General features: G+C 64.7%; 13 protein-coding genes. 7 read left to right on the forward strand and 6 right to left on the reverse strand.

Annotation, left to right across the window (positions count from 1 at the left end; translation table 11 throughout):
* Positions 1-3 precede the first annotated feature (3 nt).
* The 4 genes from manA to LD110_RS12175 all read right to left on the reverse strand — a co-directional run bounded on the left by manA (position 4) and on the right by LD110_RS12175 (position 4,830).
* Complete coding sequence (gene manA / locus LD110_RS12160) at positions 4-1,254, reverse strand: mannose-6-phosphate isomerase, class I (RefSeq protein ID WP_225499081.1); 1,251 nt, start codon at positions 1,252-1,254, stop codon at positions 4-6.
* 104 nt (positions 1,255-1,358) lie between these two features.
* Positions 1,359-3,041, reverse strand: a complete 1,683-nt coding sequence (locus LD110_RS12165) for an LCP family protein (RefSeq protein WP_225499082.1) — start codon at positions 3,039-3,041, stop codon at positions 1,359-1,361.
* An 8-nt stretch (positions 3,042-3,049) separates the two neighbouring features.
* Positions 3,050-3,613 (reverse strand): 5-(carboxyamino)imidazole ribonucleotide mutase, encoded by a 564-nt coding sequence (purE, locus tag LD110_RS12170; RefSeq protein WP_225499083.1) that lies wholly within the window; start codon positions 3,611-3,613, stop codon positions 3,050-3,052.
* Positions 3,610-4,830 carry a 5-(carboxyamino)imidazole ribonucleotide synthase gene (locus LD110_RS12175; RefSeq protein ID WP_225499084.1) on the reverse strand — a complete coding sequence of 407 codons (1,221 nt, stop codon included), beginning with the start codon at positions 4,828-4,830 and terminating at the stop codon, positions 3,610-3,612. Before LD110_RS12175 ends, purE begins: the two co-directional genes overlap by 4 nt.
* Before the next feature lie 184 nt (positions 4,831-5,014).
* On the opposite strand from LD110_RS12175, the gene LD110_RS12180 reads away from it, so the two are divergent.
* Entirely contained in the window at positions 5,015-5,635 is a 621-nt protein-coding gene (locus LD110_RS12180) for a GtrA family protein (protein WP_225499085.1), read from the forward strand.
* Here the strand turns inward: LD110_RS12180 and LD110_RS12185 are convergent.
* Positions 5,616-6,314: a TIGR03089 family protein gene (locus LD110_RS12185; RefSeq protein WP_225499086.1), complete on the reverse strand. Its 699-nt coding sequence runs from the start codon at positions 6,312-6,314 to the stop codon at positions 5,616-5,618. The genes LD110_RS12180 and LD110_RS12185 overlap by 20 nt on opposite strands.
* Positions 6,315-6,682: 368 nt before the next feature.
* On the opposite strand from LD110_RS12185, the gene LD110_RS23655 reads away from it, so the two are divergent.
* The 3 genes from LD110_RS23655 to LD110_RS12200 are packed head-to-tail and all read left to right on the forward strand — an operon-like array spanning position 6,683 to position 12,328.
* Entirely contained in the window at positions 6,683-7,207 is a 525-nt protein-coding gene (locus tag LD110_RS23655; protein WP_263855161.1) for a WhiB family transcriptional regulator, read from the forward strand.
* A 29-nt stretch (positions 7,208-7,236) separates the two neighbouring features.
* On the forward strand, positions 7,237-10,740 hold the full coding sequence (locus LD110_RS12195; protein WP_225499087.1) for a glycosyltransferase family 2 protein: 3,504 nt from the start codon (positions 7,237-7,239) through the stop codon (positions 10,738-10,740).
* Positions 10,733-12,328, forward strand: a complete 1,596-nt coding sequence (locus LD110_RS12200) for a DUF5719 family protein (protein ID WP_225499088.1) — start codon at positions 10,733-10,735, stop codon at positions 12,326-12,328. Before LD110_RS12195 ends, LD110_RS12200 begins: the two co-directional genes overlap by 8 nt.
* 16 nt (positions 12,329-12,344) lie before the next feature.
* Here the strand turns inward: LD110_RS12200 and LD110_RS12205 are convergent, their stop codons facing one another.
* Positions 12,345-12,872 (reverse strand): metallopeptidase family protein, encoded by a 528-nt coding sequence (locus LD110_RS12205; protein WP_225499089.1) that lies wholly within the window; start codon positions 12,870-12,872, stop codon positions 12,345-12,347.
* Positions 12,873-13,026: 154 nt separating this feature from the next.
* On the opposite strand from LD110_RS12205, the gene LD110_RS12210 reads away from it, so the two are divergent.
* The 3 genes from LD110_RS12210 to ahcY all read left to right on the forward strand — a co-directional run bounded on the left by LD110_RS12210 (position 13,027) and on the right by ahcY (position 15,308).
* Positions 13,027-13,416 (forward strand): DUF3499 domain-containing protein, encoded by a 390-nt coding sequence (locus LD110_RS12210; RefSeq protein ID WP_225499090.1) that lies wholly within the window; start codon positions 13,027-13,029, stop codon positions 13,414-13,416.
* 109 nt (positions 13,417-13,525) lie between these two features.
* On the forward strand, positions 13,526-13,774 hold the full coding sequence (locus LD110_RS12215; RefSeq protein ID WP_225499091.1) for a Trm112 family protein: 249 nt from the start codon (positions 13,526-13,528) through the stop codon (positions 13,772-13,774).
* Positions 13,775-13,829: 55 nt separating this feature from the next.
* On the forward strand, positions 13,830-15,308 hold the full coding sequence (gene ahcY / locus LD110_RS12220) for an adenosylhomocysteinase (RefSeq protein WP_225499092.1): 1,479 nt from the start codon (positions 13,830-13,832) through the stop codon (positions 15,306-15,308).
* The last annotated feature ends 58 nt before the right edge of the window (positions 15,309-15,366 follow it).

Consider the following 15,366-nt stretch of genomic DNA (forward strand, 5'->3'; position numbering starts at 1 on the left):
AGATCAGGCTCCCAATGCGGTGGTCACGGCGAATGCGATGCTGGTGCCCGAAGCGCCAGCGGCCAGGTGGACGTTCACGGGTTCCTCGCTTGCAGGGATAAACGCGCTGTCGCCGCGGCTCAGCGGGAGGTCGCTCTTCGGAGAATCCAGAACTACAGACCCTGCTGTCACAATAACGACGGCGGGACCCGTTTGGGCGAGCGGCATTGGTTCCGCACCCGGCTTTAGTTCAATGCGCTGTAACTGGAACTCTTTGAAAGGTGGCTTGTACAGCTCCTGACCCAGGATCGTCTCCGTCGCTTCGATCATCGGGACGCCCAATGACGCGAATTGAATGGTTTTCAGCAGCTCCGGAACGTCAATGTGCTTCGGCGTCAGTCCGCCGCGCAGCACGTTGTCCGATGCCGCCATCACTTCAACACCCAGGCCGCTGATGTAGGCGTGCACGTTGCCGGCCGGCAGGTAGATGGCTTCACCCGGCTCCAGGGAGACTACGTTGAGCAGCAGGGAAATGAGGACCCCAGGGTCGCCGGGGTAGAAGCCGTCGAGCATCAGGGCCGTGGTCAGTTCCGTTTCGAATCCACCAAGGGGCGCGCCAGAGCGTAGCGCGGCGGTAACGTGTTCCGTCGCAGCGGAAACCTCATCACCGCCGTTGATGAGCCGCGTGAATGCCGAGCGCAGTGCTGTTTCCTCGTCATCGGCGGAGAGGTCCTCCAAGACTGAGCGCAGTACCTTGGGCACGTCCAAGCCCGCGAGCTCCAGGAAGGAAATGATGTGTGCAAATACCTGGCTGGACACCGTAGCGGGCTTGAAGCCGCAAAGCGCCTGAAAAGTGGTGAGGGCGAAAAGCATCTCCGGCTTGTGGTTGTCATCCCGGTAATTCCGTTCGGTTGAATCCGCTGCGACGCCCGCCGCGTTTTCCCGAGCGAAGCCCTCCCGTGCCTGCTCGAGGCTCGGGTGAACCTGGAGCGACAGGGGTTGAGCTGCTGCCAGGATCTTGGTCAGGAACGGTAGGCGGGGACCAAATTCCTGCAAACTCGCGCTGCCCAGGTAATGCTCTGGGTCCTGCGCGATCAGGCCATCCAGCCTGGCGGAACCGCCGTCGGAGGTTTGGGCTTCTGACGGGGAATCAGGGTGTGCCCCGATCCAAAGCTCGGCCTCGGGGCGGCCGGAGGCACGTCGGCCAAGAAGCCCGGCGATCGCCGTCGTCGAACCCCAGGCATAGGGGCGCATCACATTCTCAAGCAGGTACACGGCAAGGGTCCTTGTCGATAGAGGCTCGGTGTCGAAGATCTTCGAGGCTGGTTAGTACTGTTCGGTTCCTTCTCCGCCGGTTGGCGGGGGAAGTTTTACTCACTTCAGGCGGGTCGGCACTGGCCGTTGGTGGCCACGAGGTCACGGATGGCTTGCTCATTGCCAGCGGCCTTGTAGCCGTTGAGCAGTTCGACAGTGATCGGCCGTCCGTCCGGGGTGGTCGTGACGGGCGTGAAGTCGCTGGGTGTCGGCGTCGGGGTAGCTTCCAGCGGTGTGCGGGAGCCATTGGCAGCTGCCACATTCCCTGACGCGCTGAGCTGCGCACCGGAGACACCTGCATTTCCTCCCGTCGTGCCGCCGTCGTCAGTTACCACGGGGCTGGACGGCACGGCCGGCGCTGCCTTGGGCGACGGCGATTGGGATTTGAAGAGTTCCTGGACACGCTGATGAATAACGTCGAAGTCCGGCACCGTGGAGAACGACGCGTCGAAGTCGGGTGGCCCGATGGTCAGCCGGGAAACCGGCTGCCCCTTGGACTTGATGGCGAGGTCCACGAAGCTGCCTAGCTGGGCCGAGGAAATGTTGGATTCCACGATCTTGGTTCCGGCGTTGGCGATGTCCTCGAACTTGGTCAGCAGTTTGGCGGGGTCGAGTTGTTGGAGCATTGCCTGTTGGACGCATTGCTGACGCTGGATACGGGCATAGTCGTCAACGAATTCGCGGGACCTGGCGTACCAGAGCGCGTGGAAACCGTTCAGGTTCTGCTCGCCTGCCGGGATCCAGCCGTCGGGCATGCCGTGGATGCCCGTTGCTTCGTCAATTACGGGGCCGCTGATTGGAACCCAGCCACCGCCCTTGATGCGGATGCCGCCCATGGCGTCGATCAGTTTGGCGAAGCCGTCCATGTCCACAAGGATGTAGGCCTGTACCTTGATGCCGAGGGTTCCGGAGACGGCCTCCAGCGTGGCCTGCGCCCCGGGATCCTCGACCCCGGGGTAAAGGTCCTTGTGGTTGTTGGTGACGTCGGTGTTGATGGCGTTGATGAGGCAGTCGTTGCCGCAGTCGTAGCCATCGGGGTACACCTTGCGCATCGGTGAATCCTCGGAGAACTGCGCGTTCTGCAGGTTCCTGGGAATCGAGATGATGGCGCTCTTGCCCGTATTCGCGTCAACGCTAATCACGGACAGGCTATCCGGACGGCGCCCCGTTCGGTCGTCGCCGGCGTCCCCGCCCATCAGGAGGAAGTTGTAGCGTCCATCCACGGGGTCGATGGCGGGACCGGAGCCGAAGATGCTGCCGATGGCGTTGCGCCCGACGTTGATGAGGTAGGCGGCATACCCCAGTGAGCCCGAACTCAGCACCATGGCGATCACCAGGGCCACAATGACGATGGGGCGCATTCCCGGGGCAAGCATGACTGGACGGATGAGGCGCAGGGTGTTGACGAACAGCGCCGCCCATCCAATGGCCAACGCCACCAGGAGGACGATGAGGACCAGGGATGAAATCGGGTGCGTCACGAGGCTCAGCAGTACGGTCCGATTAAGTACCGCCAAGAGGAGCGCCGCCACGACGAGGATCCAGCACCCCAGCGTTACGCGGAGGGCTATCCTGCCCAGTTTCCGGTCCCCTGACACAATCTGGGCACTGCCCGGAACAAACAGGGTAAGCAGGATCAGGACAAAGGCTCTCTTCGTCCTGACGGGTGCCGTTGCGCTGGCGGGGTAACGGACCGGATCAGTCATGACCGGCCGGGAGTCCTGCGGGGCGAGGTTCCTGGTGGACATTCGCGGACCTAGAGGCTGCCTCGCGCTGTGTTCTCTCGGGAGAACACCTCACTCACTTTGTGCCGAAGGTTAGCGCCCTTCTTGGTGGCCACGTCATTCAGTTCCTTGGCGAACTCCACGAGGTCCGTCCGCAACCGTTCGGCCAGGAGATCGGTGCCGGAAGCCAGCATTCGAACGGCCAGCAGGCCGGCGTTGCGGGCACCCGCTATGCTCACCGTCGCAACCGGAACACCGGCTGGCATCTGCACGATGGACAGAAGCGAATCCATCCCGTCCAGGGTCTTGAGGGGGACCGGCACACCAATGACCGGCAGCGGCGTGACGGAAGCCAGCATGCCGGGCAGGTGGGCGGCTCCGCCCGCTCCTGCGATGATGACGCGCAGGCCGCGCTGGTGGGCTGTCTGACCGTAGCGGATCATCTCCGTGGGCATCCGGTGCGCTGAGACGACGTCGGCTTCGAAGGGGATGTCGAACTCAGCGAGGGCCTCTGCGGCGGCTTCCATAACGGGCCAGTCCGAGTCCGAGCCCATAACGAGGCCTACGATCGGTGCTTCGGTGCTCTCGACGGTCATTCAGTCTCCTCTGTGGTGGCGCCTGCGGCGGCCGGTGACGGTGTGGCAGTGGCGTTGGAGGGCAGGCGGCCGTCGCGGATGGTGTCCGCCACGGCGGTGGCGCGCTGGCGGAGCGTGGCAACGTCCTTGGCGGATGCGCCCACCAGGTTGACGTGGCCGATCTTCCGGCCGGGACGCACGGATTTCCCGTAGCAATGGATCTTGGCTGCCGGCTCGTACGCCAGCGCCTGGGGGTATGCGGAGAAGAGGTCCTGGTTTTCGCCGCCCAGGAAGTTCTTCATGATCACCACCGGCCCCAAGGCGTCCGTAGCACCGAGTGGCAGGTCAAGGACGGCGCGGAGGTGCTGTTCAAACTGGCTGGTCACCGAGCCGTCCTGGGTCCAGTGGCCAGTGTTGTGGGGCCTCATTGCCAGTTCGTTGATGAGGAAGCCCGCGCCTACCCCGGGTGTTTCAAAGAGTTCTGCGGCCATAACACCTGTGACACCGAGTTCGTTGGCGATGCGGAGCGCCGCTTCCTCTGCGGCTGCGGCCACCTCCAGTGGGATCTCCTGGGCCGGGGCGATGACCTCGTCACAGACACCGTCCACCTGGATGGTGTGCACAACAGGCCAGGCCCTGGATTCCCCGCTCGGAGTGCGCGCCACTAGTGCTGACAGTTCGCGGGTGAACTCGACCTTGGCCTCGGCCAGCAGTGGGCTCATGGCTTCAAACCAGTCGGCAGTATCGGCCGCGTCTTCGGCGGAGCGGACGATGCGCACGCCCTTGCCGTCGTAGCCTCCCCGGGGAGTCTTCAGCACCACGGGCCAACCGATGCGGTCCCCGAAGGTCACCAGTTCGGCAACGGAATGCACTGCAGCCCACTCTGGGTTCGGCAGGCCCAAACGGTCAATCGCTGCACGCATCACCAGCTTGTCCTGGGCGTGTACCAGTGCATCCGGTCCGGGCTGGACATTGACACCCGCATCGATGAGGGCGCGGAGGTGCTCAGTGGGGACGTGCTCGTGGTCGAACGTCATAACGTCAAGACCCTTGGAGAACTCCAGAAGTTCGTCCAAATCGCGGTAGTCGCCCACCGGGGCGGTAGGAACGGCCTGGACAGCCGAAACGTCCTCGCCCTCGGCGAGTACGCGGAGTTCGAAACCAAGTGCTGTGGCCGCAGGAGCCATCATGCGCGCCAGTTGGCCGCCGCCAACCACGCCGATTACAGGAAAAGTCACAAGGTTCAGACTACCGAAAGGGCGTCCGGATGCCTGATTTTTGCCTCTTCCGGGGGCGTCTCCGGGTTGCGGTCGAGCCCGGTGTGAGCCTTATCAATGCCCAATTCACGGCAGACTCCAAGGAAAGCGGGCTAAAATGGGTACTCGGCCCATCGGCCCTGATGTCCACCGGCCTTGGAGGGTCATGATTACAACACTTACAGATCGTATCCGCGGACTTGCGTCACTTTTCTGGCGCGAGGTAGCCAAGTTCGGTGCTGTGGGTGGTGTGGCGTTCGTCATTGACAACGGCCTGACGTACTTCCTGATGCACGGCCCGATGTCCGACAGCGAGGCCAAAGCCCGTTTTGTCGGTGCAACCGTGGCCACGGTCTTCTCCTGGGTCGCGAACCGTTTTTGGACCTTCCGGCACCGCCGCCAGGACAACATCGTGCGCGAATTCGTGATGTTCGTGATCATCAACGGCATCGGTATCGCGATTTCCACCGGACTTACCGCACTGGCGAAGTACGGGCTTGAAATCACGGACAAGAACATCCTGTTCTCGGCCGGTGTGGTTGGCATTCTCGTGGCCACAGTCGTCCGCTTCTTCGCCTACCGCTTCCTGGTGTTCAACAAGGAACTGGACGAAGAGCCGGAGTTCTCGCACGACCACGAGATCCTGGAACTTCACCACAAGGCAAAGGCCCAGGCGCTGTCCAACAACCGGATCCCCACTGCGGCCGGAGTGCCCGCGTCGGTTGGAGTCTCCGAAGACGATGGTCCCGGGAACACCGGGGAAAGCGTTACGACGCCGGGCCGCTGACCCGCTCGTTTTCCAGCAGGTGCTGGCTGACTTCAACGTCGGCGTGCACCAGAACCACAGAACCATCTTCCTTCCACGCGCCAAGTGCGTGTGACAGGGCTGCTTCGAGTCCTTCGGAAGCCCTCACCAGCAGCCTGACACCGCCCTCCAGGGTGTCGGCAAAGGAATCCAGAAGCTCGCTGTGGCTATGTGGGGCAGAGCCCCCACTGATGGCGGCCAGGCCGCCGTCGGGCTCTTCATGGGCCATAAAGACGTCCCCGTGGAGTCGCACCTCCGCGGCGTAGTCCAGAACGCCGGCCGGGAGGTCGCCCGGCCACTTCATCGCAAGTGCCGCGAGCGGTACTGCCACCACAGCGTCAAAGCCGCTGCCGCCGTCGGGGTTGTCTGTCACCAAAAGCTCTGCGTCGCCGTCGTCCAACACAACTTCCATGCCCAACTGCCATGCTGCAAGGGCCCAGACAAGCGACTTCCAGTGTGCTGGCAGGTCGAGGCGCAAACGAGTGCCCGGGCGGGCGTCCAGCTCGTCCTGGAGGAAATTGCTGGTTTTAGCCACCCAGTTGTCCAGCACCCTGCCTGAGAGCTCCACGCGCTCTGAATCCGGTCCGTACCAGGTCAATCGCGGAGAAGTGGAGTGACCGGAACGCAGCGCAGTCATAAGGTTCATCGCCGGGGTGCTCATGGCTACATCTTGCCACGCACGCTTCATGACGGCTCCGCGGAACGTGATTTTTATCACTTTTCATAACGCACCCAACTGCTTGAATGGACGGGCGCCCCACCTCGATCTGCCCGTATTTCAGGGAAAAAGATCCAGTAACCGACAGCGTGATCCCGGTTGTTCGAGGGGATTGCGGGGTATCCGGTTTCCGGTGCCCCAACTCTCGGGCGTGGCGTGACATGAGTTTGGCAGATGTGGTGATTATTATCCCGGCGCGGCTTGACGCGGTTGTAGTTACACACGTGTAATTAGATATCGGAAGCCGTTGCTCATGGATCGGGGGAGTTCCCGGAGTATCAAGCGGCGGCTGCAACATCAGGAGGGACGCCATGGGGCATGCAGTGCGTATCCAGGAAGATGAAGTAGCAGTAGGGGCAGCGTCGGCTTATCTGGGCCGAGGCGTGCCGGGGGACTGGTATGTCGATCCGGCGGACCCGGAGGCGGCCAATAGGTTTGACCAGGCCGCCCATGAATCACTAGAAGACCAAGCCACGGCATTTCTGGCGGCCCATGAAGCCTTGCTGCCGGAACATGAGGACGACGACGTCGATGACGACGACTCGGGATCCTTCACTGGACTGGCCCAGCCCGTCTGGATCGGGCTGCCGAAGACTCAGGACTTTGACGACGAGGGCGAGCTTGGCTGGCAGACAGACGCCCTTTGCGCCCAGACAGATCCGGAGGCCTTCTTCCCGGAGAAGGGTGGTTCCACGAGGGACGCCAAGAAGGTCTGCGGGGCGTGCAACGTTCGTTCCCAGTGCCTTGAGTACGCGCTCGCCAATGATGAGCGGTTCGGTATTTGGGGCGGACTGTCCGAGCGCGAGCGGCGCCGGCTGAGGAAGCGAGCTGTCTGATTTCCGCAGAAGCACATGTTACCGCCGTCGTGGTTGCCCACAACGGCGGCAGCTACCTCCCCAGGACGCTCGCGGGGCTGGAGGACCAGACGCGTCCGGTGGACGCGGCCATTGGCGTTGACACCGGTTCCAAGGACAATTCGCTGCGTCTTCTTGAGGCCGCATTCGGCTCTGGTGCCGTAACCAAGATCGACGGCGGACGCCCCGGATTTGGTGCGGCGGTCAAGGAGGGCCTGCGGGCCTTGGAAACCCCACACACTGATCATGACTCGGCGGACCCGAATCTTGGTGGCAGTTCCGATCGCGACACCGGCCAAGAATGGATCTGGCTGCTGCACGACGACTCAGCTCCTGCGCCGGAGGCCCTGGCCGAGTTGCTCCACGCCGTGGAACGTGCTCCCTCGGTAACGGTTGCAGGTTGCAAGCTGCTTGATCGGAAGAACCCGCGCCACCTGGTGGATGTGGGGCTGTCCACGAGTTGGTGGGCCGAGCGGTTGACACTTATCGAGGCTGACGAGCTGGACCAGGGGCAATACGACGGCCGGACTGACATGTTCGCGGTGAACTCTGCCGGAATGCTGGTCCGCCGCGATGTCTGGGACCAACTGGATGGTTTCGATCCCGCGCTTCCGGGCACAGGGGACGACGTTGATTTCTGCTGGCGGAACCGGCTGGCCGGGAACAGGGTGGTTGTGGTCCCCTCCGCGAGGATGTTCCACCCCGTGGATCGTCCGCATGCGCTGGGCAACCCGCTCGCCGCTCGCAAGGCCCAGGTCCATCTGCGGCTCAAGCATGCGGCCTGGTGGGCCGTTCCCCTTCAGTGGTTTGGTGCGCTGTTGGGGAGCCTCTTCACCCTCCTCCTGAGCGTCATCGCGAAGGACCCAGGCCACGGTGTCGCCCAGCTTGGCGCAACCCTGGCTGCCTTGGGGCGGCCACTGGCGATCTACAAGGCCAGGAGGACCGCTGCCCGGACACGAAAGCTTCGCCGGGGAGTCATCCGGGGTCTGCAAACGTCGCGTCGTGACGTTTGGGCGCACCGGCGTTCCCTGATGGAGGCCATCGGAGACTACGGAATCTCCCCATATGGCCTTCACACGTGGTCCACCCACGCCCCTGCCGAGGAGCCCAGCGGCGACTCCAACGATGATTTTGCCGCACTGGCCACTAACGAGCGTGGCTGGATCGGCACCGGGCTCGTGGCCGCAGGCCTGATCGCCGTTGCGGCATCGATAGTGGGCCAACTCAATCTCTTCCGGGCCGACGGCGTTGCGGGCGGTGCGCTGCTGCCCCTGTCAACCGCGCCTGGCGCCATATGGGACAACGCCGCAGCGTGGTGGCAGCGTCTTGGAGTCGGCGCACCGGGACACGGGGATCCGTTCGACTACGTCCTCTGGGTCATGTCGATGCTGGGCGGAGGAAACGGCAACGCTGCCATGGTCTGGTTGCTGTTCCTGGCTATGCCGCTGGCCGCTCTCGCCGCGTGGTTCGCTGCCGCTGCGGTCACTTCACGCAGACGCAACAGGTTCCTGGCCGCACTTGTTTGGGCGGGAGCTCCGGCGCTTCAGATCGCGCTGAACCAGGGCCGCGTTGGCGCACTCGTAGCCCACGTGATGATCCCGTTGGTCTTCCTTGCACTTCTGCGAGCCACCGGTTCAGCCGTTGGGACCGGTGCTTACGCGCCAGGCCACCGCCCTGTCGACCCTGGCCCGAGCACCGCAACAGCCCAGGACTCGTTTGAGGCCACACAAGTCCCCACAAAGCCCGGCGTCAACGGCACACCCTCATGGACCGCCGCGGCGGCAGCGGGCCTGGCCCTCGCTGTGGTGACGGCCTCGGCACCGTTCCTGCTCGCTCCATCCTTGCTTCTTGTGGCCGCCGCGGGCCTGCTTTTGGGCCGACGGGGGCGCACTGTCTGGTGGTCCGTGCTGCCCAGCGTGGCTTTGTTCGTCCCGCTGGCAGTTACGGTTATCGACCGGCCGCGCGCCCTCCTGGGCGATCCGGGCCTGCCCCTCGGCAGCGATCCTGCACCGCTCTGGCAGCAGTTCCTGGGGCAGCCGTTGCGCTTTGATGCCGACGGCGGGCTGGCAGGCCTGTCCTTCTTTGGCCCTGCCACTGGCCCTTGGGCCCTGGTGCTGTCATTGGTGATTGGCGCGCCAATGCTGGTCCTGGCCCTCGCGGCGTTGTTTGTCCCGAGCCGCCGCACGCGCCTTGTCCGATTCCTGTGGGTGGCGGGCACCGTGTTGCTGGCTACCGGCTGGCTGGCAGGCCATGTGACGACGGCGGCCGACGGTAACCGCCTCGTGTCGCCCTATATCGGGCCGGCGGTTTCTGCTGCGGTATTTGCGTTCCTGGTAGCGGCACTCATGGGAGCAGACCGGCTCCAGGCCGCGGCAGCAGCGCAGCGCACCAGCCGGGCCCGCACCGTGGTTCTGAGGAGCGTTTCCACCCTTGCCGCCGTCGCGCTGGCCATAGGGCCGCTGGCGGGCCTCGCCGCCTGGAGCACCGGAAATCTGGTCCCGGCCCGCGCGGCGTCCCAATCCGGACAAGCGCAGGCGTCGGATGGCGCCGCGGCAGGCGATGGCAATGGGGCCGACAGCGGCGATAGCGCGGCTGGGGCCGGCAACAGTTCTCAGGCCGCATCAGCGGACTCGAAAGCTCAGCTTGGCGCTGGCCGCCTGGTTGCTCCTGCCCCGCAGCGCTCCTTGCCTGCCACTGCCGCGGACCGCGGCCAAGGTCCCGAACAGAGCCGGGCGCTCGTCATCACGGCGGGTGAAAACGGCGACTACACAGCGTCGCTGGTCAGGGGATCGGGCACCACGCTGGACGGCCTCTCGGCGGTTGCCGCGGCCCGTGGCATCCTCGGGGCACCCGGCGAGGAACAGCTGGGCAACGACGATGCCCCCGCCGCGTCCATGCGTCGGGTGGTGGCAACCATTGCAGCCTCCACTGGCGTGGACCCGCGGGCCGATCTCGAGCTTCTCGGCGCGGGCTTCGTGGTCCTTCGAAACTCGGACAGTGCTGCGCAGCTGACTGCAAGCCGGATTGACGCGGTGCCGGGTTTAGTGGCGGTTGGACAAACCGACGCCGGATGGTTGTGGCGCGTGGCACCTACGGCCGCAACGGATGGCGGCCAGTCTGACACAGCGCACCGAGCCCGCGTGGTGGACGCCGCAGGAGCCACTGTTGCTTCGTTGGGATCGGGGCCAGTCAACATCGACGCCGACGTCCCGGCGGGTGCGGAAGGGCGCTTGGTGGTCCTGGCCGAAAGGGCTGATCCCGCCTGGACCGCGTGGGTTGACGGTCGCCGGTTGACGGCGACAACGTCGTCCTGGGCCCAGGCCTTCACGCTCCCCGCTGGCGGTGGACACCTTGAAATCCGTTACGTTGCAACTGGCGAGCCATGGCTCGGTATCGCGCAGGCAGTAGTGATTGGGTTGACCCTGCTGCTGGCCATTCCGCTGCCCGCCGGGCGCCGCCCTACAGCTTTGACGAGGGATGAAAGTGCCCTTCGTAAGGAGTACAGCCATGTCTAATGCGCGTGTAGCCGCGGGGCGCCTGCGCAAACGGTTGGGCGCCATGGCCGGCATACTGTCCGCTGTGGCCGTGTTGGCGGCCGCCGCGGGGGCAGTGGCCGCGTCAGGATCGCTTCCGGGTCCTACGAGTGAACGCGTACTGGACCTTCCACTGGCCGATGTTCCCGCCGGGCGCGCCACTGCAGTGTGCACCGAACCTGCCAGGTTGCTGGAAGGCACCCCGGTGGGAACGGATCCCCAGTTCTCGCCGGTCTCAGGCAGCGCAAAGAGCTTCCTCAACGCCGTTGTACTGAGCGGCAAGGAAGGCGCCTTGCCCGGTAGCCGTATCACTTCCTTGGCCGGCCAGCAGGAGGCGGAAATCTCGAAACCGCCAGCTTCCACCGCCACGCCTGTGGCCGGCGCACCCGCCTTGAAGGCAGGCGTTGTTGCCCAGCGGCCAGTCAGCGCTACGGATGTGGTGGTTGCCGAGGCCCTCGGGAACCAGCAGCCCGCCATGGCTGCGCTGATGCACTACGGCGCCACAGACGGTGACCTTCGCGGCACGGCGGCCGCCGCGTGCCAGGCTCCCGCCAACGACTTCTGGATCGTGGGGGCTGACACAACAGTTGGCCGGGCCGCTGTCCTGGACCTCAAGAACGCTTCCGGGACGCCCGCCACCGTGAGCCTTGACCTCTATGGCTCCAAGGGCCAGGTCCAGGCCGCCGGAAGTCGCGGGCTCCTGGTGTCACCCGGCACCACACGTTCTGTTGTCCTCGCTGGACTGGCAGCCGGAGAGCCATCCCTGGCTGTGCATGTCCGAAGCGTTGGCGGGCCGGTTGCCGGCACTATACAGCAGAGTACGCTCCGCGGGCTGACTCCCGGCGGCGTCGACTTCCTGTCCCCGGGGTCGCCGCCGTCTGTGCGGCAGAACATGACAGGCGTGGAGATCTCGGACACCGGATCGCTGGGCTCCAAATCCGGATTCCAGGATGCCGTACCGGTGCTGCAGATCGCCGTACCCGGCGCGGCAGACGCCGTCGTGCAGGTCAAGCTCTCTGGAAACAATGGCCAAAAGAGCCTGCCCGGCGGCGGCGTGGTGACCGCGAAGGGCGGCTCCGTTACGCAGGTCCCGTTGACGGGTGTTCCGGCAGGTTCATACACAGTGACGGCGTCCTCCGACGTCGCAATAATCGCGTCCGTCCGCGTCACTAAGGGCAACAAGGCAGAGGATCCGCTGGACTTCGCCTGGTCGCCGGCCGCGGTTCGGCTGGGCAGCCAGCACGTTGTGGCCGTTCCTCAGGGGGCCGAGGCCCAGTTGAGGTTCGGAGCGCCGGATGGGCGGGCCAAGATCAGCCTTTCGCCCATAACCGCTGACGGCGCCGTCCGCAAGGCGGACACCCTCGATATTTCGGGTGGCACGACGGCGACAGTCAAGGTGCCGGACAAGGTGGAGGGTGCCGCCGTGGTCGGCTATGTGGTGTCCGCCGCAGGTGACCCGGCTTACGGCGCCGTGGTTCTGGGCAGGGATGGTCGCAACGACATCGCTGTGGCCGCCATTCAGCCAGGAGCGGCAGGACAGGAAAAAGTCCCTGTAGTGCTGGGCTACTGACCTTTTTGCCGAGCTGCTACTGGTAGCGCCGGCGGTACACGGGGTCCAGGGTTTCGGGAGCTACGCGCAACATCTCCGCGGTGTACTCCACAACAACGTCATGGACCAGGTCCGGGAGCTCTTCCGGACTGCCTGCGGATTGTTCCACCACCCTGCGGAACACCGTGATGGTGGGCGGCTCAGTCCCGGTGGCTGGGGTGTAGGCGCCCAGGGGAGCGGGCGAGCCTTGGGCAACGAGTTGCTCCAGATTGGGCGGGATCTCGTCCACAGCGAACGACACTCCGTCCAACTGCTTGTCCCACATATCGTGAAGCCGCTCGGCCGAATCAAGGACCAGGTCGTCAAAGCGCTCGGATCGCGTGCGGTGCCCAGGAACGTTAGGGAGCATGATTTCGCCGCGCAGTCCCCGGCCATGCCGGTTCCTCCTGCGTTGCCGGAAGCCCCGTGGCGTTGCCGAACCCCCGCCTTCTCCGTTTCCGGCGCCCAGATGGATGGTGAATCCTGGACTTCCCTGGGAGTCAGGGCCATGGTGCTTTGCCTGCATATATTGACTCTAGACCCGGCAGACAGCCAACGCGACATAACGTCCACCAGACGACTTGTGTCTTCGTACGGGGCTCAACGGTGAAGGGTGCCTACCGCGCGGCGCCTCCGTCAATGCAGGGCAGGGCCCATTGGTGCCGCTATTCTGGGATGCTGTGGGAGTCATTCGCAAGTGTTCCAGGTCAGCGTGCCGCCAGTCCGCAGTGGCGACGTTGACGTACGTGTACGCCGAATCCACCGCAGTGCTCGGCCCCTTGGCCACGTACGCTGAACCACACTCCTACGACCTTTGCGCCCAGCACGCCGAGTCCCTCACCGTGCCCAGGGGATGGGAAGTCCTTCGACTTGCCATGCCCGCAACGCCTCCGGAGCCGGGGCCCGATGACCTGCTTGCGCTGGCGAACGCAGTCCGCGAGGCCGCCTCGGCGCAGGAGGCGCCATCGCCCATCGTGCAGCGCCGCGCGGACCGGGCTTCCCTGGACATCGTGCCGCCTGTCGAAGGCACCCGCCGGGGACACCTCAGGGTGCTTCGCGAGCCAAGCTAGGCGAGCCGCTTCATCCACCGCAGGCGGCTGTCTGTGGGCTGTAGGCTTGGACCTGCACATTCGTCCGTGAACCGGCGCCTTGGCGCGCCAAAGCAGGGAGCCTCGTTTTATGCCAAAGGTCAGCCCCGAGCTGTTGTCCATCCTGCGATGCCCGGTGACCCACTCGTCACTGGTCCAGGAAGGCGATGAGCTCGTTTCGACGGCGGATGGCCCCTCCGGCGGCAAAGTCCGCTATGCCATCGAGGACGGTATCCCGCTGCTCCTGCCACCCGCGGAACCAGTTCAGGACAACGCTCCCGGTGCAAGCCAGGCCGCGTCCGCAACGGCCGACCCAGGACCTGACGCAGCTGCTGGATAGCCCGCGCTGACGCAGCTTCCCCCGACTCCACCCACCGGTACTAGCAAGGACTCCCATGACTTTCGACTACAAGGTTGCCGACATCACGCTGGCCGAGGCCGGCCGACACCAGATCCGCCTCGCTGAACACGAGATGCCGGGCCTGATGTCCCTGCGTGCGGAATTCGGTCCCAGCCAGCCGCTCAAGGGCGCCCGGATTGCCGGATCCCTGCACATGACCGTCCAGACGGCCGTCCTCATCGAAACGCTCACTGCGCTTGGTGCCGAGGTCCGCTGGGCTTCCTGCAACATCTTCTCCACGCAGGATGACGCCGCTGCCGCCGTCGTGGTTGGGAAGGGCACCCCGGAAGACCCGCAGGGTGTTCCGGTGTTCGCCTGGAAGGGCGAAACCCTGGAAGAGTACTGGTGGGCCACTGAGCAGATCCTCACGTGGCCGGGTGCGGACAGCAACCCGGAACTGGGTCCCAACATGATCCTCGACGACGGTGGCGACGCCACCTTGCTGGTGCACAAGGGCGTCGAATTCGAAGCCGCCGGTGAGGTGCCGGCAGCTGCCGATAACGAACTTGAGGAGTTCCGCATCGTCCTGGACCGGCTGCGTGCCAGCCTGGCCGCGGACCAGAAGAAGTGGACCCGGATCGCCGCCGGTATCAAGGGCGTCTCCGAGGAGACCACCACCGGTGTCCACCGCCTCTATCAGTTGGCCGAGCAGGGGCAGCTCTTGTTCCCCGCCATCAACGTCAACGACTCTGTCACCAAGAGCAAGTTCGACAACAAGTACGGCATCCGGCACTCCCTCCCTGACGGCATCAACCGCGCTACCGACGTCCTGATGGGCGGAAAGGTGGCCGTGGTGTGTGGTTACGGCGACGTCGGCAAGGGGGCAGCAGAAGCCCTGCGCGGCCAGGGCTCGCGCGTCATCGTGACGGAGATCGACCCCATCTGCGCGCTGCAGGCCGCCATGGACGGCTATCAAGTGGCCCGCCTGGAGTCTGTGCTGGCAGACGGTGACATCTTCATCACCACCACAGGCAACAAGGACGTCATCATGGCCGAGCACATGCTGGGCATGAAGAACAAGGCCATCGTGGGCAACATCGGCCACTTCGACAATGAGATCGACATGGCCGGTCTGGCCCGCATCCCCGGCGTCAAGAAGGTGGAGATCAAGCCCCAGGTCCACGAGTGGGTCTTCGACGCCGGTGCTGACACCGAGCGTTCCATTATCGTGCTCTCCGAGGGCCGGCTGCTGAACCTCGGCAACGCCACCGGACACCCCTCCTTCGTGATGAGCAACTCCTTCGCCAACCAGACGATCGCCCAGATCGAGCTGTGGACCAAGCGTGGACAAGCCGATGGCCAAGGCGCCTACGACAAGCAGGTGTACGTCCTGCCGAAGATCCTTGACGAGAAAGTGGCCCGGCTCCACCTGGACGCCCTCGGCGTCGAGCTGACCGAACTCAGCAAGGAGCAGGCCGAATACCTTGGCCTTGACGCTGCCGGCCCATACAAGCCTGAGCACTACCGGTACTGACACGGTGGGTGGGGGAAGTTGCAGCGCGGGTTGCCGCATGGCGCGGAGTAGCCTGTAG

Origin of the sequence: Arthrobacter sp. M4, assembly GCF_020251205.1 — a bacterium.
Classification (GTDB): Bacteria; Actinomycetota; Actinomycetes; order Actinomycetales; family Micrococcaceae; genus Arthrobacter.

Excerpts from the sequence above, each read along its gene's own strand:
- LD110_RS12205 (WP_225499089.1), bottom strand. The coding sequence starts at position 12,872 with ATGCAGGCAAAGCACCATGGCCCTGACTCCCAGGGAAGTCCAGGATTC.
- LD110_RS23655 (WP_263855161.1), top strand. The coding sequence starts at position 6,683 with ATGGGGCATGCAGTGCGTATCCAGGAAGATGAAGTAGCAGTAGGGGCA.
- purE (WP_225499083.1), bottom strand. The coding sequence starts at position 3,613 with ATGACCGTCGAGAGCACCGAAGCACCGATCGTAGGCCTCGTTATGGGC.
- LD110_RS12180 (WP_225499085.1), top strand. The coding sequence starts at position 5,015 with ATGATTACAACACTTACAGATCGTATCCGCGGACTTGCGTCACTTTTC.
- LD110_RS12200 (WP_225499088.1), top strand. The coding sequence starts at position 10,733 with ATGTCTAATGCGCGTGTAGCCGCGGGGCGCCTGCGCAAACGGTTGGGC.
- ahcY (WP_225499092.1), top strand. The coding sequence starts at position 13,830 with ATGACTTTCGACTACAAGGTTGCCGACATCACGCTGGCCGAGGCCGGC.
- LD110_RS12215 (WP_225499091.1), top strand. The coding sequence starts at position 13,526 with ATGCCAAAGGTCAGCCCCGAGCTGTTGTCCATCCTGCGATGCCCGGTG.
- LD110_RS12185 (WP_225499086.1), bottom strand. The coding sequence starts at position 6,314 with ATGAGCACCCCGGCGATGAACCTTATGACTGCGCTGCGTTCCGGTCAC.
- LD110_RS12165 (WP_225499082.1), bottom strand. The coding sequence starts at position 3,041 with ATGTCCACCAGGAACCTCGCCCCGCAGGACTCCCGGCCGGTCATGACT.